This window comes from Parabacteroides sp. FAFU027 (assembly GCF_022808675.1).
Taxonomy (GTDB): Bacteria; Bacteroidota; Bacteroidia; order Bacteroidales; family UBA7332; genus CAXXIC01.
This window is the reverse complement of record NZ_JAKZKV010000005.1, coordinates 246,913-267,631: the sequence shown is the minus strand read 5'-3', so window position 1 is coordinate 267,631 and position 20,719 is coordinate 246,913. Positions and strand designations below refer to the sequence as shown.

At 42.9% G+C, this 20,719-nt stretch carries 9 protein-coding genes; 3 read left to right on the top strand and 6 right to left on the bottom strand.

The window, feature by feature from the left end; genetic code table 11:
• Window positions 1-46 precede the first annotated feature (46 nt).
• Complete coding sequence (locus MLE17_RS09795) at window positions 47-2,389, bottom strand: TonB-dependent receptor (RefSeq protein ID WP_243348612.1); 2,343 nt, start codon at window positions 2,387-2,389, stop codon at window positions 47-49.
• A 515-nt stretch (window positions 2,390-2,904) separates the two neighbouring features.
• On the opposite strand from MLE17_RS09795, the gene MLE17_RS09790 reads away from it, so the two are divergent.
• Window positions 2,905-3,456: a glutathione peroxidase gene (locus tag MLE17_RS09790; RefSeq protein ID WP_243348611.1), complete on the top strand. Its 552-nt coding sequence runs from the start codon at window positions 2,905-2,907 to the stop codon at window positions 3,454-3,456.
• A 73-nt stretch (window positions 3,457-3,529) separates the two neighbouring features.
• On the opposite strand, the gene MLE17_RS09785 is transcribed toward MLE17_RS09790, so the two are convergent.
• The 4 genes from MLE17_RS09785 to MLE17_RS09770 form a co-directional block, all read right to left on the bottom strand.
• The gene (locus MLE17_RS09785) at window positions 3,530-4,120 is read right to left on the bottom strand and encodes a peptidylprolyl isomerase (protein WP_243348610.1); all 591 of its coding nucleotides are present in this window, start codon (window positions 4,118-4,120) and stop codon (window positions 3,530-3,532) included.
• Between the two features lie 236 nt (window positions 4,121-4,356).
• On the bottom strand, window positions 4,357-4,647 hold the full coding sequence (locus tag MLE17_RS09780; protein ID WP_243348609.1) for a hypothetical protein: 291 nt from the start codon (window positions 4,645-4,647) through the stop codon (window positions 4,357-4,359).
• A gap of 89 nt (window positions 4,648-4,736) precedes the next feature.
• Window positions 4,737-6,092 (bottom strand): citrate/2-methylcitrate synthase, encoded by a 1,356-nt coding sequence (locus MLE17_RS09775; protein WP_243348608.1) that lies wholly within the window; start codon window positions 6,090-6,092, stop codon window positions 4,737-4,739.
• Between the two features lie 33 nt (window positions 6,093-6,125).
• The gene (locus tag MLE17_RS09770) at window positions 6,126-8,384 is read right to left on the bottom strand and encodes an aconitate hydratase (protein ID WP_243348607.1); all 2,259 of its coding nucleotides are present in this window, start codon (window positions 8,382-8,384) and stop codon (window positions 6,126-6,128) included.
• Between the two features lie 412 nt (window positions 8,385-8,796).
• On the opposite strand from MLE17_RS09770, the gene MLE17_RS09765 reads away from it, so the two are divergent.
• Window positions 8,797-9,972 carry a hypothetical protein gene (locus MLE17_RS09765; RefSeq protein WP_243348606.1) on the top strand — a complete coding sequence of 392 codons (1,176 nt, stop codon included), beginning with the start codon at window positions 8,797-8,799 and terminating at the stop codon, window positions 9,970-9,972.
• 308 nt (window positions 9,973-10,280) lie between these two features.
• On the top strand, window positions 10,281-14,963 hold the full coding sequence (locus MLE17_RS09760) for a T9SS type A sorting domain-containing protein (protein ID WP_243348605.1): 4,683 nt from the start codon (window positions 10,281-10,283) through the stop codon (window positions 14,961-14,963).
• A gap of 783 nt (window positions 14,964-15,746) precedes the next feature.
• On the opposite strand, the gene MLE17_RS09755 is transcribed toward MLE17_RS09760, so the two are convergent.
• Window positions 15,747-20,102, bottom strand: a complete 4,356-nt coding sequence (locus MLE17_RS09755) for a two-component regulator propeller domain-containing protein (protein ID WP_243348604.1) — start codon at window positions 20,100-20,102, stop codon at window positions 15,747-15,749.
• Window positions 20,103-20,719 lie beyond the last annotated feature (617 nt).

Here is a 20,719-nt window from a genome sequence, read left to right as displayed (position 1 = left end):
AAGACTATCAGAAGAAGTATCGGTAAGTTTCTCATTATTAAATTCCTTAGAATTTGAAATTGTATGTAACAGAGGGGATAATAGAGTACAGATAGGTCATTTCAGCTCTGGTCTCTGAATCATTCCCTGCTTTTCTATAGTTGACAAAGTTTATAGTCCATGCATTTTTGCGGGCATAAACATTATAAATGGAAAAGTTCCATTCGCCATTCCAGAAGTGTTTCCTTTTGCTAATAGGTTCCCATGTCATAGCCAGGTCAAGACGGTGGTATTCTGGCATCCTGTAAGCATTTCGATCGGAATAAACCGGTAGGTTGAGCTTGTCAAATTCCATACGCGCAATCGGATATGTAATAGGACGGCCGGAGCTGAAAATAAATGTTGCACCACAAGAGAGGTTTTTTTTCAATTCCTGATTGACTATCACGTAAACCGTGTGAGGTCGGTCATAGGGTGAATAATAGGATTGGTCTTTATTAATATCTTTGATTGTTCTTGTTGACTTCGAATAAGAATAGCTAATCCAACCGGTGGTCTTTCCTTTCGTTTTCTGGAAAAGAAATTCAGAACCAATTGCTTCTGAGTTTCCAAATCTTAGCTCGCCTTCCAATAGCCGGTTATGGAGTAATTGTGCATGATCCCTGAAGTCTATTGTGTGTTTCATTTTTTTGTAGTACACTTCGAAGGAGGTTTCGTAAGTATTATTACCAAAATTTCTGAAAAACCCGAACGAATATTGGTCACATGTCTGAGGTTTCACGTAAGGACTGGCTGTAAACCATAAATCAAGTGGCGTTCCGGAGGTCGAGTTAGAAGCCATTTGCAAAAATTGGTTGGTATGAGAGTAATTCAGCTTAAACGAAGAGTTTGAATTAAACTGCCAGCGAAAACCAATTCGCGGAGAAAGTCTCAGGTAGGTGTTGAAAAAGTTATTATTACCGTATGTCATTGAGTCTTCAGGATTGTAATTTTGATCATACTTATAAACAGTCGTACCGCCGACATTTGAAAATGCATTTAACCGGATGCCCACTTTAATATTTATCTTTTGGGAAAGTGAGAAATCATTAGAAATATAAATAGCCTGTTCCACTGATTTGTTTTCGGGCAGAATAAATGGTTTTTGATCATTCGCTGACCCGGTAGAGGTTATTGTACCAGGATTGAATTTATGTAGCACCGCTTGATAACCAAACTTAACGGATGTACTATTATGCAAATGAGTAAAATCGTAACGGATGTTGAAATCTCTCATTTTATATTTCCAGTCAAAATTGCTGTCATCAGATACTGTTGATGCCAACTGATATCCATAACTGCTATACATTAATGAGAGATTGCTTGACATTCTTCTTGAGAATAAGTGATTCCAGCGTATAGACATGGCATCGTTTCCGTAATTATTTGCTACATCCAGAGTTTTAAAATTGTCTTTACCCATATAGGCGGATAGGTAAAGGCGGTTATTATTGTCTATCTGGTGATCGATCTTGAAGTTTAGGTCATAGAAGTTCAGTTTGTTATTTTTGATTCTATCCTCATTCGATAATTTGAGAAAAAGGTCAGCGTATGTGCGTCGTGCAGCAATTAAAAATGTTGTCCGGTTACTCAACGGTCCATCAATGGCGATTCTGCTGGAGATAGGACCAACACCTCCACTCCCGGATATTTTGTTGTAATTTCCTTCTTTCATCCTGACATCGAGTAGAGAAGAGAGGCGACCATCGTACAATACCGGAATATCTCCTTTATAAAGTGTCAGGTTTTTAATTGCATCATTATTGAATGTGGAAAAGAAACCCATCAGGTGAGAGGCGTTATATACAGTTGCTTCATCTAATAGAATTAGATTTTGATCCGAGCTGCCTCCACGGACAATGAAACTGGAAGTTCCTTCATCCACTGTAGACACCCCCGGGAGCAACTGAATTACTTTCAGTAGGTCAACTTCCCCCATAAATGCAGGAATTTTTCGGATTTCTTCTATTCCAAGTTTATGAACTCCCAACATATTATTTCTGACATTTTCGTCGTTGCGTCCTGTTGTTACCACAAGTTCCTGCAGGTTGCTTGATAACCCAATTAGTTTAAAAGTTATTGATTTGTTCTTGTCGAGGGTCACTTTCTGATTCAGGATCTTATAACCAACCAGAAAGACATTCAGATTGTAACTTCCAACTGGTAAAGCAAAGGCAAAAAATCCCTTACTATTGGTGGTAATTATGGTTTCTGATTCTTTAACTCTGACGGTTGCTCCGACCAATGCCTGACCGTTAGTCGCATCTGTTACGTATCCGCTTAATGTGACTAAATCGACCTGATTTTCAGAAAATGAGTAAAATACAAGCCGGAATAAGAAAAATAGAATCAACAATTTCCTTAATGGCATGGAATTTCGTTTTGAATCAGTGGATCAATAAGAAAAATACAGTGTAGTTCACCGGGGACTGAAGGTATCTGATTTTAAAAGTTAGCTTTATCGTTGCCGGGAATTCTGCCTATATACGGATGTCTTCTACTTAGTTCATCTTTCCATAATCATTGCTGATAAATGCCAGTCTCAGGAAGTAGATAAATCTACTCCAGTACAATCTCTTTTCTTATTAAAACAGTTTCAAAAAATGAAATGTTCTGAATATCTCAAATAAGGTTGTCGGGAATAATTGCTTATTGAGATGAATCTCAAAGAATATTTGGTATGACTCTGTTTGGGTTGAGAAATGTAGGGCGAAACAATTAATCATCCCCGTTGTTATAACAAGCAGAATATTGAAAATCATACTTCTCCGTAATCATGAGATATGTATGACCTTCAGATTCTAAATCCACAAACGGCTAAAAATAGTTCATTGTGAGTTTTAAAAAAGACGTAGATTATAAAGTTTGATTAAATGATTTAAGTGTATGAATAAGTTGCTGATAATTGCATTAGTAGGTGTCCTGAATATTATAAGCAGCACCGCAAAAGGTTTCTATAGTTTTAAAGCTAAAACCATAGAAGGAAAGAATATCTCTATGACAAAGTTCAGAGGACATAAGATTCTGATCGTAAATGTGGCTTCTAAATGTGGGTTCACCCCTGAATACAGCAAACTACAGGCGCTTTATCTGAAATATAAAGACCGTAATTTTGTAATAGTAGGTTTTCCTGCAAATAACTTCAAGGAGCAGGAACCGGGTACGAATGAAGAGATTCGACAGTTCTGTACGCTGAATTATCAGGTTAGCTTTCCTTTAATGAGTAAAATATCCGTAAGGGGTGAAGACATGCACCCGATTTATCACTGGCTGACGGAAAAGAAGCAAAACGGTGTTTTTGATGCGCCCGTAAAATGGAACTTTCAGAAGTTTCTGATTGATGAGAAAGGCAATCTTATCGGATTTATGGAGCCCGGTAAGAACCCGGATTATGATAAAATATCCCGCTGGATTGAGACAGGAGAGTGGAAGCAATAATTGCAATAAATAGAAATGCCCGGAAATCTGATTGATTCCGGACATTTCTATTTTTATTGAATTTGACGTTTGATTAGTGACATCCGCAACCGCTACCGCAGCCACCACCTGCTTCAGTGCTGCAAGACTCTTCGCCTTCTCCACATCCGCAAGAACCGCAACCGCCTCCGCAGCCACCGCCCATAGCTTGTTTCAGCTCTTCTTCGCTGGCATCGCGTACTTCGATCACTTCACCTACAAAGTGCAATGTCTCACCAGCCAATGGGTGATTGAAGTCAAGAACAACAACATCGTCTTTTACTTCAACTACGCTGGCGTTCATGCGGTTACCCATATTGTCCATCATCGGGATAACGTTACCAGGGAAGATTACCTCTTCGTCGAATTTGCCTTCAACTTCAAACATGTTGCGTGGAAGATCCATCACATGCTCGTCCTGATATTCTCCATATGCTTGTTCGCTTTCAAGTTTGAAATCGAATTTGCTGCCTTGTTTCATGCCAGCCAGTTTGTCTTCAAAAGCTTCCAGCATTTGTCCGGTACCAAAGATAAACTGCAAAGGTACTTCGGCTGTTGCTTTTTCCATCAATTCTGGTTGTTCACCCTCTCCGCCAACAAATAAATCGTATGTGGCTGCTACAAATTTTCCTGCTTTAATTTCCATATTGCTAATTGAGTATTTCCCTTTAGAAGGAGTTTAAAATGTTATTTCACCCTATGTCCGGGCAAATCTTGGTTATAAACAAAATTCAATTCAGTTTTGTTTCCACCATTGTGATGCAAACATACAGAATATTTTTCGAATGGCTGATATAGTGCTGTTTGCACTGTCAATTTTTAACAACGCAATCGAATTTATTTTAAATAATTAGCGAAAATGGAAACGGACCTAACGGCTGATTATTTTTTCATTCCATGCCTGCCCATAAATCCCCAACCTCCGCTACCAATCAGAAACCCAAACGCGTACCAGGCTCCGTTGTTATTTTGTGCATACATAGTCACATTATCCCGGAAGATCATGCCAATCAGGTCAAACGGAGCAATAAATCCATGCCATAATCCGCCCCAGAATCCATAGGTATGCCCCTTTAAACAGGCATCTACCACCTCTTTTTGTGCGCAACTGCAAAGTCCGATGATAATCATCAGGATAAATATTCCTCTGATTGCAAGTTCTCGGTTTTTCATGACTCTTGATTTTTAAGTTTACAAAAGAAAAAGCGCCAAATGTATTTTTGAAAATAACATTCAGCGCTTTTAAGATGTTCAGTCTCGTTTTATCGTTTGTTCAATGGCGTAAATTCCTGACGTTCTGATACGTTTTTGTAAGCCGGACGGATAATGCGACGACCGTCGAAGTTTAACTCTTCAATGCGGTGAGCACACCAGCCCGCAATTCTCGACATTGCAAATAGAGGGGTGTATACCTCTTGTGGCAATCCGATCATTTCGTAAACAAAACCGGAGTAGAAGTCTACATTGGCACAAACACGTTTATTTACTTTGTTGCCTTTAAAGTTCATGAAGGCTTCAACGCCTCTTTCTTCCAGTTTTTCAAGAAATGCAAATTCTTCCTCACGTTTCTTCTCTTTAGCCAGATCACGGGCCATTTCTTTAAGAAGTTCTGCGCGTGGGTCAGAGATCGTGTAGACAGCGTGTCCGATACCGTAGATTAAGCCTTTGTGGTTGTACACCTTTTTGTTGAGCATCTTCATCAGGTAATCCGTAATCTCGCTGTCGCTGTTCCAGTCTTTTATATTTTCCTTGAGGTGATTAAACATGTCAATTACCTTCAGGTTGGCACCTCCATGCAATGGCCCTTTGAGTGAGCCAATCGCTGCCGAAATTGAAGAGTAAGTATCCGTTTCTGTCGAACTGGTAACACGTACGGTAAAGGTAGAGTTGTTACCACCACCGTGCTCAGCGTGCAGTATTAACGCCAGGTCAAGTGTACGGGCATCCAGTTCGGTATAGTTACCTTTTCCTTTCAGCATGTACAGGAAGTTTTCTGCAAGTGACATACCCTCTTGCGGGTGACGGATATGCAGCGAACGATATTGCTGGTTGTGACGCATTACGTGGTAAGCGTAAGCCACAATTGTCGGGAATTTGGCAATCAGATTGATAGACTGACGTACCAGATTTTCACGGGAATTGTCGTCTGCATTTTCATCAAACGTGTGCATAACCAACACCTGACGGGCGAGGATATTCATGATATCGGTTCCACGTAGGAAGAGGATATTCATTTTTTCATCCTGACTAAGGGCACACAGGTCATTCAATGTATTGTTGAAAAGATCAAGCTCTTCTCTGTCAGGAAGGTATCCTGATAAAAGCAGAAATGCAGTTTCCTCAAATCCGTAACGGTTATCGGCTTCTACTCCTTTAACCAGATCATCTACATCAATACCACGGTAAAGTAATTTACCCGGTACAGCCTGCAATCCACCCTCAGGAAGTCGCTCATAACCTACAACGTCACCTACATTGGTCAGACCAACCAATACCCCGGAATGGTCTTCGTTGCGCAAGCCCCTTTTTACATTGAACTTGGTGAAAAGTTCAGGATCTATTGTCGTAGTCTTTTTGATTGACTCCGACAATTTGTAAATCATATAATCTTTCTTCATTATGATCGTGTTTTTTGAGTTTCCAGTATTTAATTACTCCATAAAGTTCAATGCACAACCTGCTTTAAACCATTCGATTTGAAGTTCATTGTAAGTGTGCAGCGCTTCAAATGACTCGGTCGTACCGTCGCTGTGCTTTACGGTAATCAGCAGGTTTTTACCCGGAGTAAACGAGTCAAGACCAGTAACCGAGATTTGGTCGTTTTCACGGATCTTATCGTAATCTGCTTTATCGGCAAAAGTCAGAGCCAATACACCCTGTTTCTTCAGGTTGGTTTCGTGGATACGGGCAAATGATTTTGCAAGAATTGCCTTTACGTTTAAGAAACGCGGTTCCATAGCTGCATGTTCACGGGAAGAACCTTCACCGTAGTTTTCTTCAGCCACTACGATTGAGCCGATCCCTTGTTTTTTGTACGCTTTTGCTACTGATGAAACCTTGTCATAAGAACCATCCAGCGTATTCAATACTGCATTTGCCTGATCGTTGAAGAAGTTGATTGCACCCATCAGGAGGTTATCCGAAATATTCTCCAGGTGACCACGGTATTTCAACCACGGGCCAGCCATAGAGATATGGTCTGTTGTACATTTTCCTTTTGCTTTGATCAACAGTTGAAGACCTTCATAGTTTTTGCCATCCCAAGGCTTGAATGGTTCCAGTTTCTGAAGACGTTCTGAACCCGGTGCAATGGCAACATCAATCGAAGCACCGTCAGCAGCAGGAGCGATGTAACCGGCATCTTCTACAGCATATCCTTTTACCGGAAGTTCATCACCGGTTGGAGGATCAAGTTTTACTTCCTGGCCCAGTTTATTAACCAAAGTATCAGTCAGAGGATTGAAGCACAAATCACCAGAGATAGAGAGGGCAGTCGTCAGTTCCGGTGATGCTACGAAAGCATATGTATTCGGATTTCCATCATTACGCTTTGCAAAGTTACGGTTGAATGAGGTAACGATCGAGTTTGGACGTTCCGGATTGTCGGTTTTTCGTTTCCACTGACCAATACATGGGCCGCAGGCATTTGCCATGACCACACCACCAATGCTTTCCAGGTCAGAAAGTATTCCGTCACGCTGAGCGGTGTAACGTACCTGCTCCGAACCCGGATTAATCAGGTATTCAGCTTTCACTTCAATGTTTTTAGCAGCCGCCTGACGTGCCACTGAGGCTGCACGGCTCATATCTTCGTAAGAAGAATTGGTACAAGAACCGATCAGACCCACTTCCATTTTTTGAGGATAACCTTTCTCTTTTACGATTTTCACGAATTCAGAGATTGGAAACGCAGCATCAGGAGTGAACGGTCCGTTGATGTATGGCTCTAAAGTAGAAAGATCGATTTCGATTACGCGATCGTAATATTTTTCTGGCGCAGACACGACTTCTGCATCCGGTTGCAGGTACTCAGCAATTGCATTAGCCGAAGCTGCAATTTCTTCACGTCCGGTCGCGGTCAGGTATTCTGCGATTTTTACATCGTAAGGGAATACAGAGGTAGTTGCACCTACTTCGGCACCCATGTTGCAGATCGTCGCTTTGCCGGTTGCTGAAAGTGAAGCCGTGCCTTCTCCGAAATATTCGATGATAGCGTTGGTTCCTCCTTTAACAGTAAGGATGCCTGCCAGTTTCAGGATTACATCTTTCGGAGATGCCCAGCCATTGAGTTTACCGGTCAGTTTTACACCGATCAGTTTAGGCATTTTCAGCTCCCAAGGCATTCCGGCCATCACATCCACGGCGTCGGCGCCACCCACACCGATGGCGATCATGCCCATACCTCCGGCGTTAGGAGTGTGAGAGTCGGTTCCTACCATCATTCCACCCGGGAATGCGTAATTTTCAAGTACAACCTGGTGGATGATACCGGCACCCGGTTTCCAGAACCCGATTCCGTATTTAGAAGAAACGGAACGAAGGAAATCATATACCTCACGGTTGCTGTTTTCGGCAAATGCAGTGTCCACCTTTGCGTTTACTTCAGCAGCAATCAGGTGGTCGCAGTGAACGGTGCTGGGTACGGCGGTTTTAGCTCGACCGGCATTCATAAACTGAAGCAAAGCCATCTGTGCGGTCGCATCCTGCATCGCTACGCGGTCAGGAGCAAAGTTTACGTAATCCACACCACGTTCGAAGTTTGCCAATTGATCAGCATCAAACAGGTGAGCATAAAGAATTTTTTCGCTGAGCGTCATCGGCCTTTGCAGGAGAGCCTTCGCCCGGCTTATTTTGTCAGGATAGGAAAGGTGAACTTTTTTTACAAGATCGAGGTCAAAAACTTGTTTCATTTTCTATCGTTTTTAAATGAGTATTTGCGCAAAAATAGTGATTATAATCTATATAAATTGCATGTAATCAAATATTTTCCTTATAAATATACGCTTGTTTTGTATGTGTTTTACTTAGAACCAATATAAACAGAGGATTAGCGGATTCTATATATGCAAAAAAATAACTGACTCTTTAACAGATTAGGATTCAGAATTGTTTTCATGAGTCTGCATTTTCGGCCTATTTTGTCTTTGAATGGCTTTTGGTGGCTGTTTCTGGTATTTCTTCTTAATTGTATATTGTCTGGATTTGAGTATAAATATACGCTTTCGGTCTGGGTAGTCAGAATGAACGGTGGAACAGGGATTTTTCGGTAAGAAGTATCGGTTGATATTTGTTTATTTATCGCTTAAACGATAAGTTTGCAGTATGAATCGAAGCCTTTATATATTCAATCCGGATCATGATTTAGCCCTTGCCAACGGTGATGCTAATTTCAATCCGCCAGTCTCTGCAAGAACTTTTGCTTCGGATTTAGCTGCATTACCGTTGTGGTATGCGTCACCGGATAGTTTTGTGTGGGCAAGATTGGAAGACTCCGGTTGGTTGACTCGGATTCAGGATTCTTTTCCACAGCTTTCGGATATTTACATAGGTTCAAATCCGGATAATATTCATGTGAAATCAGTTCATCCGTGGGGCTGGAATAAATCGGTTTGTAAGAAACTTGCAGAATCAGGTATTGGTGATTCCATCCTTCCTGATTTTTACAGGTTGGATAAAATAAGGGAATTGTCTCATCGTAGAATTGCCGTACAAGCTTTGCGTTTTATCCGGGAGGATGACGCTTTATCACCCGGATTGCCTTTGCCGGCAAAGCTTTTGGATGGAAATCAAATTGATGAATTTGCCCAAAAGTATAGTTCCGTGGTATTCAAAGCACCCTGGTCAGGAAGTGGAAAGGGGCTATATTGGGCGACCGCACCTGTATCGGAAAGCATTCGCGGATGGTGCAGGAAGATTGCGAAGAAACAGGGCTGTGTAGTGGGTGAAGAGGTGTACAATAAACTTCAGGATTTTGCAATGGAGTTTTTGTGTGACAGGGGCAATGTTTCATTTGCCGGTTACTCGTTGTTTGAAACTGAAAACGGAACCTACAAGAGTAATGAATTGCTGAGTGATGAGATGATTGTTGAAAGGTTAACTGCCGGTGGATTAACTTCCGATCTGTTGCAAAGAGTGCGTAGCAGGTTGGTGGAGTTTATCCAAAATGAGATTGCCATGTTTTACAGTGGTTATCTGGGAGTGGATATGTTTGTATATGAGAAAGAAGGTAGGGTTATGCTTCATCCTTGTGTGGAGATCAACCTGAGAATGACTATGGGGCTGGTCGCCCGGATGTTTTATGACCGTTATGTTCTTCGCGGGAAAACCGGTCGGTTTGTTGTAGATCACTTCTCTCAACCGGGCTTCCTGAAACAAGACCATTTAAAAAGAATGAGCGATTTTCCGTTAGTTGTTGAGGATGGTCGGATTGTAAAAGGTTATCTTTCACTGACTCCGGTTACGGAGCATACTTTCTACAGGGTTAGGGTGGAAATTTAGATCAAAAAAGTACACCTGTACAAACTTCTATCTTTGTACACGATATTCTATAGTACGTTTGTGGTTCATAAATACATTTGCAAATCAGATATTTAGCATTTTATTTAATCGTACTATAACTATGGAAAACAGAACATTTACTTGCCAGCCCAGATTGCCAGACAATTTGAGAATCTTAGAGAATCCAGGAGCGGAAATCCCAATTCCTGGATTTATTTAGTCCATAAATCTCTCTTTGCGATTTGAGGAGAGGAGCCGCTTTATACAAAAGTTATCCACCAAACACACAACTAATTATCACAAAACACATGAAGCAGAAATTTAATTCATTTCTGATGGCTATCTCAATAGCTGTCCTGTTTCCCTTCAGCTCTTCATTCGCTCAACGCAAAATGGAGAAACTGGACAGGGGAGTGGTTGCTGTGCTAAACAGCTCCGGAAATTACTTCGTCAGTTGGCGCTATTTTGCCACTGACCCCGAAAACATCACCTATAATGTTTATGCCCAGAGATCGGGCGCATCTGTCTTTACCAAATTAAACAGTACACCTTTGACAGTGACAAACTTTCAGCCGACAGCCGGTACTGTTGCCAATGGAACGAAGATTTATGTTGTTCCGGTAATCAATGGCGTTGAAGGAACTCCGAGTAGCACTTTTACCGTGAATGCTGCCGGATTTAATCAATACCGGAGTGCCTATATGGATATTACCTATAATCCGGCCAATGACGGACTGGAGCTTTACAAATACTATACAAAGTTTTGCTGGCCGACTGACCTGGACGGTGACGGGGAGTATGATTTTGTCGTTGACCGTCTTTCCGTGGATGGCGGCACTCACAAAATTCAGGCGTACCTCCGTAATGGAACCTTGTTGTGGACCGTCGATATGGGTCCGAATGTTTCTATTGACCAGGGACAGGATGACATGGTGATTGCCTATGATATGGATGGCGACAACAAAGCAGAAGTGGTTATCAAGAGTAGCGACGGGACTAAGTTTGCCAATGGCAAAGGTGTTTTCGGTTCAACTACATTAGATACAGACAATGATGGCATTGTGGATTATAATTCTCAGAATGTAAAGAACCCGCCACAATACATTACCGCAATTGACGGAATGACCGGTAATGAAAAGAACAGTATTGAGATGAAATATCCCTCAAACTATTCCCGTACCAATAAAGCCATTTTTATGGGTACCGAGTATAGTAACCTCAACGGACACATGGCGATTGTCTATCTGGACGGTAAGCACCCGAGTGTCGGTTTTATTTACAAAACACGTACCAGCTCTGACCAGTATCACTGGTATTATGCGTCTGCCTATGGTTATAACAAATCGGGGCAGTGGGTGAACTGGTACAACTGGGAACGGGGAAAACTGGATGCCGCCGAGGCGCACTCTATCCGTTCCGCTGACGTTGATCTGGATGGCCATGACGAATTGCTCGATATCGGTTATGGAATTAAATACGATGGCACAGTGGCTTTCAATGCTCACATCAGTCACGGAGACCGCTTCCGTGTAGGTGATATTGACCCGGAACGTCCCGGACTTGAGACTTTTGCCATCCAACAGAATGCAAGCAGTATGCTGGGGCAGCTAATTTATGATTCCGGTACAGGAGAAGCCATTAAGAAGTTCTATCTGTCCGGTGTTGGTGATGTGGGACGTGGCGAATGTATGGATGTGGATTCTACCCGTATTGGATATGAATTCTGGTCCACTATGCCCAATATATACGATGCCAAAGGAAATATTCTGTATGAAGGCTCTACTCCCTGGCCCTATGAAGGTGTTTGGTGGGATGGCGATTTAGCCCGTGAATCACTTCAGGCATCTGATGGTAGCGGTTTTAATGCCGACATTCGAAAATATAGCATGTCATCCCATACATTTGGTACCCGGTTGATTGAATTTGCCAAGATGTCCGGCTGGCAATTGAAGTCGGAGTGGGGAGTACGTCCCGCATTCTTTGGCGATATTGCCGGAGACTGGCGTGAAGAGGTGATCCTGGAGAAAAAAGGAACGCAGGTTGTAGGTGACACTACTTTATCTACTTGTCCGGGAATTGTTGCGTTTTCGACAGATTACCCAACCGATAAACGAATCTATTGCCTGATGCAGAATCCGGCATACCGTATGCAGGCTACCACTAAAGGATATTACCAATCGGCTTATCCCGATTTTTATCTGGGATACAGCATGCCAGTGCCCCCGGTTTCTCCTGTTCAGAAATCCAAACTAACCTGGTTGTCAGGTTCTTCATTTGATAAATCGGGAGCCAACTTTGTACTTGATGATGAAAAGACAACTTCTGCATTCACCGATGGTGATGATGTAATGTTTGATATTTCAGGAGATAATTCAACTGATATTAAGCTGAATACAGATCTGTCCCCATCGAAGATTTGGGCAATAAATCCTCTCGGCCACGATTATACTCTATCAGGTAACGGAAAGCTTACCGGCAATATGGAGCTGGTAAAGTCCCAGAATGGTACATTTACCCTGAATGGAAATCATACCTATACGGGTAAAACCTCAATTTCCGAAGGTTCCCTCTTTGTAAATGGCTCACTGGCAAGTCCGGTTTCTCTTCTTGCAAAAGGAACGTTGGGTGGAAATGCGGTAATCAACGGTGGCATAACCCTCAATCCGGGACTGAATGTCGAAGGCGGGCGTCTTGCTCCGGGTAATGGCCTAGTTGCCGGAAAACTGGGTAAAATGATTATCAATGGAAATGTGACAATGCCCGGAAAGGTAAACGTCCACATTGATATGCTGCCTTTTGATTCCTATAAAAATGACTCCCTGGTGATAAATGGTAGCCTGACGCTGACCGGTGTGAACTATGTCGTTCTCAATACAGAAAGCGGAGTATTACCTCCGGGAACCTACTCTTTGATCAACTGGACCGGAACATTGACCGGTTCTGTGGCAAACTTTGCCGTTAAGGGAATCAGCGGTATTTCCATGTCATTGGTTATTGAAAATAATACGCTGAAACTGGTTGTAAATGCCACACGCTCTGCCGGTTCGGTAGTATGGAGTGGAAAAGAGAATACCAACTGGGACTTTGCTTCGGCAAACTTTAAAATTAACGGCAACCCTACCTATTTCGTGAATGGCGATACGGTTTTGTTTAACGACAGTGCGCTTGTAAAAACGGTTTCACTTACTGATAACATGACCACTGCCGGAACCACTTTCAACAACAACACAGCTTATATCCTCAAAGGAACAGGCGGAATCGCCGGTAGCGGAGATTTTGTGAAATCGGGACGTGGTTTGCTGGATATTCAGACTACGAATAATACTTACACCGGTAAGATCTTGCTGAATAATACTTTGTTACAGGTTGCATCGCTGGCAGATGCGGGAATGGCAGGTTCTCTGGGAGCTACGACAGTTACTGACCCGGCTAATTTTACAATGGCAGATAGTCGATTGATTATAAACGCTGTAACGACAAATAGTAACCGCGGTATTACTTTTACCGGAAATGATACGTTGAACATACCTAAATCAAACGGAGTGGCGTCGCTGACAGGATTGCTGACAGGTACCGGAAGAATAGTGAAAAGTGGCCCCGGTCAGCTAAATATCTCCGGGACTGTGGCGAATACCTATACCGGTGGAACTGAAATTTCCGGTGGAGTAGTGGGCTTAGGAACACTTCTGATGAATACTTCGGGTTTAGGTTCAGGGCCGATTACATTGGCAAATGGTGGAACCATCAAAATGTACTACAATACCGCTGATTATAGCCAAAAGCCGGTGTGGAATATCACGGTTCCTTCCGGCCAAACGGGATCCCTGATTGCATCAGGACGTTGCATAATCAGCGGAACAATCAGCGGAGCGGGAACTTTATATTACAATGTGCCTTACGTTCGTGCTGACCTGGTTTCAAATTGTACCAATTTTACCGGCAAACTCATTGTTACAACAGATGGTGATGGTGGCTCTTTCCGGATTACAGCCAATGCAAACGGACTTCCGGCTGCAAACGTGCAATTATCAAACCTCGTAGGTATGGGGGCTTACTCTTCAACAGGAACCAGCTCAACAAGCAATAGCACTGTTGTTAAGATTGGTTCGCTGTCAGGAGATGCCGGATCTACAGTCGGTGGCGGTACCTGGCAAATCGGGAATAATAACCAGGACGCAGTATTTAACGGAATCTTCACCGATGGCGCAACGGTAACCAAAATTGGTACCGGTGCATGGACACTAAGCGGAGCAAGTACCTGTACAGCTACATTTACTATCAGTGGGGGTAAAGTGATTGTGACCAATACAACAGGAAGTGCAACCGGTACAGGAACGGTTGTTGTAAGTAACGGTGCAATGTTAGCCGGTACGGGAACAATCAGTGGTACGACTGTTCTTTATTCCGGTGCAACAGTAATGCCTGGAAATTCAGCCATCGGTACGCTTAAGTTTGGCTCAAACCTGTCATTGGCAAATGGTTCTAAAACCTCCATTCTTGTATCAGGTACCAATAACAGCAAACTGGCAGTAACCGGCACAATAACCCTCGGGGGTACACTTGAATTGAGCAATAGCGGTACTTACCAGGCCGGCAACAGTTATACCATTTTCTCTGCCGCATCTGTAGGTGGTCAATTTACTGCCATCTCACCGGCTACACCGGGCGAAGGGCTTCAATGGAATACCAGTCGCATTGCTGAAGGTATAATCTCCGTTGATCTTGCCGCCGGAGTAAATGCCGTAAAAGAGTCGGACATTTCTGTCTATCCGAATCCGGTAAAAGAAACCTGCTTTGTAACAATCGGTGCACTTAGCGGAGAGGTGAAGATCGAACTTTGCAACGAAGTAGGCACTGTCGTTTCATCTAATCTGACAGATGCACTTTCCGGCCATCAGGTGATAAACATGACAGATTTGCAATCCGGTATCTATTTTGTGAAAATATCATCCGGTGGAAAAAGCTTCCTGCGCAAGGTGATTAAGCTTTGATCGTAAATGATTGGATAATGAGAAAGGGATGTTGCAGTGCAGCATCCCTTTTTAAGTTGATAGGAACTATTGTATTCGTATTTTCTATAGATTATTGTCTTTTGTGGATGTATATAATACGGGGGGTGTTCTTAAAGTAATAAGATTCGGACTAACATTGCCCCGAAAGTATTTATACCTTATGAGCGAATCAGCTATAAAACCGGCTAGCTTCATCTTTCCTCCGCTATAGCTCCCACACAGCTCCCAGTCTCCTCCCAGACAGCTCCAGTTAAATGGGGTTGGGCGTTTCTTGTAGTTTAGTGTTTTATGTGGGTTGTTTGTGTTGATTTGTAATATTTTGCCTCTTGTATATAGCATATTGTAAGTGCGGTTTCCCAGGAAAGATGGTCGAATTTTCTTGATTGATTCCATGACAAAAGTATCTAAAAGCTAAGTGTAATTTGCTGATTTGCAGGTTGGACATCTTTTTAGATTATCAGGCAGACTGTTTTCTGACATTTTGCTAAAGCAAATTTCGAAAAATGGGGCTTTTTTCTTGTTGTGATCCTATAGGGACACTCCAGGGATCCTCCAGGTATGCTCCGAAGATGGTATAGAAAGTGGAAGCGGTAGTTATTGTAGTCGATCTGCTTGCAAAAGTTGTTCGATTCCCTTTTAGGGCTATCATTATGATATTTTTGAAGGAAGCCAGTTGTTTGTAGATTAATTATTGTAGGAAACAGGAGAGGAGGGGCAAAAAAGCCCCTGTAATCGTAAAATCACAGGGGCCAATCATGGTTATTATTTTTCCGGCTTGTAATCCTCCGGGAAACGCGAAGGTGGGCAGCCAAATTCAGCCTTAAAGCATTTGCTGAAATAGAACTGGTCGTCAATACCGACCATGCAGGCGACTTCTGAAACGTTGTACTGTTTTGTAATTAGTAGCTCTGCCGCTTTCTTCATCTTTCGTTTCCGGATAAATTCATTCGGAGAATACCCGGTCAGATATTTAATCTTTTTGTAGAACAGGGTGCGACCCAGATTAGCTTTCCGGGCAAATGCATCCACCGAAAAATTGGGATTATCCATGTTTTGGTCCACCAACAATTCAATGCGTTTGAGGAATTGGCTGTCGAGGTCCGGAATTTCGAAAGTCTCCTTTGTATTCTCCGGGGTGGGTGTATTGCCAGCAAAGTGCTTACGTAGTTTTTCCCGTTTTTCCAGCAGCTTGTTGATTTGCAGCATGAGGTGATTCATGCTGAAGGGCTTGGTGATGTAAGCATCCGCCCCGGCTTCAATCCCTTCGCTGTTGTATTCGTCCGAGATATAGGCTGTCAGCAGAATCACAGGAATATGACAGGTTTCGAAGTTTTCTTTCAGTTTGCGGGTCAGTTCAAAACCATTCATGCCCGGCATCATCACGTCGCAGAGAATAAGATCTGGATCTTCTTCCGTACTACGCTTGATCCCCACGTTACCATCTTCAGCCGTGATTACTTCGAAATGAGGCGAAAGCTTGTCATAGAGCAGATTACGAATATCGTCGTTATCGTCAATGACCAGCACCTTGTATTTGGTTTCCGCACTGGGGGTATTGGGAACTATATTTTGCAGTGAATCGTCCTCATTGGCAATGAACTCAGCCAAATCGACTGTCTCTTTTCTGTCTTCTTTAGAAATCCTGATTTGCTGGATAACGAAATCTTCCTTGTCGTAAAGTTTTTCGTTTAAAGGTAGCTCAACCGTGAAGATGGAACCACCGCCTTCATTTTCGTTGAAAAAGGCTTTTCCTTTATGCAAACGGGAAAATTCATTGACCAGCGAAAGGCCGATTCCTGTACCTGAAGCCGAGAAGTTGATTTGCATAAAGCGGCTAAACAACAGGTGTTGCTTCTCTTTGAGGATTCCGATGCCATTGTCTGCCACTGAGATAGTCAACATTTGCGTCTCCGGATTGCTATCTGCCGTCAGCGTTATTTTACCTCCCCTTGGTGTAAACTTAAAGGCGTTAGATAGCAGGTTAAATACGATTTTATCCACTTTATTCTTATCCAGATAGATTGGAATGGAACTCTCCGAGGGTAAGAATTCATACTCAATATTCATCCTGGCTGCCACATCACAGAAGCTGATAAAGATCTCTTTGAGGAACGTAATGGCATCGGTTCTCTGTAGATTTAGCTTTTGCTTGTTGTTTTGCAGTTTGCGGAATTCCAGCAACTGATCAATCAGACGCATCAGGTGCGTGGTATTTTTATCGAGCCCATCGACGAGATGTTGCATCGGTTCTGCCATCTTACTCCTCAATTCGTTAAGGGTATCCACGCTGCTTCGGATGAGGGTGAGCGGAGTGCGGAATTCATGACTGATGTTGGTGAAGAAGTGCAGCTTATACTCGGTCAACTGGCGTTCCAGTTTCACGGCATTGTTGAGCCGGTGCATTTTTATCACCACTTTATAGGTAAAATATCCTATCACACCGGCCAACAGGAAATAGAGAATGAATGCCCAGGTGGACAACCAGAAAGGTGGCTTGATTACAATCTCCAGTGTAGTTACCTGTTCGTCCCAGTTTCCTTCGCTGTTGGCGGTTTTCACCTTAAAGATGTATTTGCCCGGAGGTATGTTGCGATAAGTGGCTACATTATAGTTTCCGGCAATATTCCACCGCTTTTCGTAATTCTCCAGCATATACATATACTGGTTGGCGTTTGATTTCCTGAAGTTCAGGTTGGCAAATTCGATGTGGAAGACCTTGTCGCCAGCTTTCAATACCGCTTTTTTTGCATAGGTGACAGATTGTTCCAACGGAGCGCCGGGCTCAGCGACTTTGGCGTATTCGTCGTAGATGAAAAATCCGGTAAGGGTGACTTTGTTCTGTTTCGGTTCGTTTTCACGAAGCTTTTGGGGATAGAATGCGTAGAATCCGTCGAGGCTTCCCCAATGCATACGTCCGTCACGGCAGGTGAGACATGCTGCTTCGGAAAAGATGTTTGTAGAGAAATCGTCCGAGAAGTTATAGTTTTGGAAAAGCCCGGTTTGCGGATTCAAACGATGGATTCCATTTTCTGTACTGATCCAGAGGCTTCCTCTCTGATCTTCCTGAATGGCCATGATGTTGTCATTTGCCATCCATTTGTTGGTGCTGTAAACTTTGAAAGAACCGTTTCTGTCAGGTGATTCCCCCATGAATTTATTTACGCCTCCTCCGGCGGTTGCAAGCCATATACCGCCTTTCGAGTCCTGGAAGATAAAGCGTACCTGCGGATTGCTCAGGCTGTTTTTGTCTTTGCGGTCAAAGGTGTAATGTTTGTAAGCTTTCGGATTACGAATTAGTGCATCCGGATTGAAGCGCAGGACTCCGTCATTGGTAGCCACCCATATATCACCCTGCCGGTCAAGCATAAGGTGGCGGGTGAAGCGAATCAGATTTCCGGTAGCAAAGAACGTACGAAACCCTTCTGTACCCTGTGGGACGATTTTTACACAGATACCGTTTCCCAGCGTAGCAGCCCAAAGGCGTCCCTTCCTGTCTTTCAGGATGGAATATACCTGGTCATTGCTCAGACTTTCTGCATTAGCTGAGTGTTTGTAGGTGACGGCATTGGCCGGATTTCCCTGTTTCAGTTCGATGACACCTTTTCCCTTAGTCGCCAGCCATACGGAGCCGGAGTTATCCTGCATCATTCCGTAAACATTTACACCACTTTGAATGATGACTTTTTTCTGAGATAATGCAGAGTTGTACCGGTAGAGGCTTCCTGCTTTTGTGGCTACCCAGATATTCCGGGCGTTATCTTCCAGGAATGCCCGCACCATATTGCCGTTTTCGACGGTCGTCTCAGCATCGGGATAAATTATCTGCACGCTGCGGTTGGCAAAAGAGAGCTTGTTCAGCCCCTTTTGATTTGTTCCCACCCATATATTTTCATTTTTATCGATTGCGATGGTTAACAGGTAGTTGGATGAGATGGTGTTGCTGTTCTTTTTATCGTACAGGAAATGTGTAAGTTTTCCTGTCGTTTTGTTGTAACAAAACAGCCCGTTGCCATAGGTGGTTATCCAGGTGTTACCGTGCCTGTCTTCCAGAAAATGATACCGTTCATAGTCAATCTGTTGCAGGATGGAGGTGGGCATCAGGTTTAGTTTTGCCTCTTTTTCTCCCTTAGCATTGATGCTCCAGGCATTCCCCGAGAAATTCGAAATCCATACACCTCCGCTTTCATCAGACTGAAAGATGGGATTGTTGAGAATCTTTTCTCCGAAAATCGCCTGGTCAGTCGTGATGCGGCGGCTTTTGGTATTGTACAGATAGAGTCCTTGATTGGCTGTTCCCAGCAGTATGTAGTCGTTTCCAACCGTCGTGGTTCTAATCACATTGTTGTTTGCCGGAAGAGAAGTCTCATTACTGAAACTTCCGTTCAGAAGGTTATAGCGATCAATCTTCCCGTTTTTTGTGACGAAAAAGACGCAGTTATTTTGTTCGAAAGCTTTAATATACTGAAGTTGTAGCCCATTTCTGCGGACGACTTTTGTATGGCCATTTTCGAGCATAACAAGCCCGTTTCCCGTTAAAATCCAGGTATGATGACGGCTGTCCCCGAAAATATCCAGTACATTATCAGAAGGCAAATGTTGGCTTTTTTCAGATGTAGAATATTTTCGGGAAATGATTTTGCCATCGGTAAATGTAACCCGAATGCAACCGGAGTCGTTACTACCGAGCCAGATATCCTTTTGCTTATCCTCGTAGAGGAAAGAATAGTTCACGGAAGAAGCGACCTTGTTGTCAAACAACGGGACAAAACGTTCCAGACTGGGATTGTAACATTGGAAAATATCAGTGTTGGTTCGCACCCAGATATAGCCGCGGCTATCCTGGTAAAGACTCATAATCTTACCACTTGAAAGTGAATTGATGTTTCCTGCTTCCGGTTTCAGGCTTTTGAAACGGTTGCCATCATATCTGTCCACGCCATTCATGGTTCCCAGCCAGATGAAGCCTGTTTTATCCTGAATAATATTTCGAATGGTATTGTGGGAGAGGCCTTCATTTGACGTAATGCGTTCAATGGTCGGTTGGTTTTCGGCATGCAGGGCAAAGTGCAGAAAACTACATATAAAAAGGATAATCCGGAGAATTCTTCCAGGGTGCATTTTTCGTGATATTAAGGTTTTGAGATTAAGATGAGCAATACAAATATATCTGTTTTTATGCGTTTTGCGAAAACGGATAAAGAGTCGTGTTTTGTCGGCTATAGGTGTGTATTTTTACTGATAAAGAACTGGTATGATGCAATGTGTTGTATATTAGTTTTTTGTGTCTGCTTTTGGAAGCTCCGGATAGATTGATCCCTTAACCTGTCATCTCTTTCACGAATGAATAATACAAATAAAAGTACGATTTTATATATCGGTTTTGAGCCGGATTTGCCGTTTGTAGTAACGTAGTTCTGGATTAGACAATTCAAGTGATATAATCAGCAGTTTAATTGATGTGAGAGCTAAGCTACCGGGTGCAGCGGTTTTTAACCGCTGATAATATTCTATTGTAATCAGCGGTTAAAAACCACTGCACCCGGTAGGAACTACTATTAATGGCCAAATCGTCTGGTATTTCAAAATGGTTCTACTATAAATGTTCCGGTCTTGCCAATCAGTTGAGATGGACATTTTTTTAAGATTAGTAGCAGGAATCGGTAAATGGTGTAGGCATAAGAGTATGTCTAAATATTCACAAATTGGTAAGATTCTATCACCTGAATCAGCTCTGA

What these genes read in the sequence shown, in the direction of transcription:
- MLE17_RS09780 (WP_243348609.1), bottom strand. Translation starts at nt 4,647, where the DNA reads ATGAAAAACCGAGAACTTGCAATCAGAGGAATATTTATCCTGATGATT.
- MLE17_RS09765 (WP_243348606.1), top strand. Translation starts at nt 8,797, where the DNA reads ATGAATCGAAGCCTTTATATATTCAATCCGGATCATGATTTAGCCCTT.
- MLE17_RS09785 (WP_243348610.1), bottom strand. Translation starts at nt 4,120, where the DNA reads ATGGAAATTAAAGCAGGAAAATTTGTAGCAGCCACATACGATTTATTT.
- MLE17_RS09760 (WP_243348605.1), top strand. Translation starts at nt 10,281, where the DNA reads ATGAAGCAGAAATTTAATTCATTTCTGATGGCTATCTCAATAGCTGTC.
- MLE17_RS09790 (WP_243348611.1), top strand. Translation starts at nt 2,905, where the DNA reads ATGAATAAGTTGCTGATAATTGCATTAGTAGGTGTCCTGAATATTATA.
- MLE17_RS09775 (WP_243348608.1), bottom strand. Translation starts at nt 6,092, where the DNA reads ATGAAGAAAGATTATATGATTTACAAATTGTCGGAGTCAATCAAAAAG.
- MLE17_RS09770 (WP_243348607.1), bottom strand. Translation starts at nt 8,384, where the DNA reads ATGAAACAAGTTTTTGACCTCGATCTTGTAAAAAAAGTTCACCTTTCC.
- MLE17_RS09795 (WP_243348612.1), bottom strand. Translation starts at nt 2,389, where the DNA reads ATGCCATTAAGGAAATTGTTGATTCTATTTTTCTTATTCCGGCTTGTA.
- MLE17_RS09755 (WP_243348604.1), bottom strand. Translation starts at nt 20,102, where the DNA reads ATGCACCCTGGAAGAATTCTCCGGATTATCCTTTTTATATGTAGTTTT.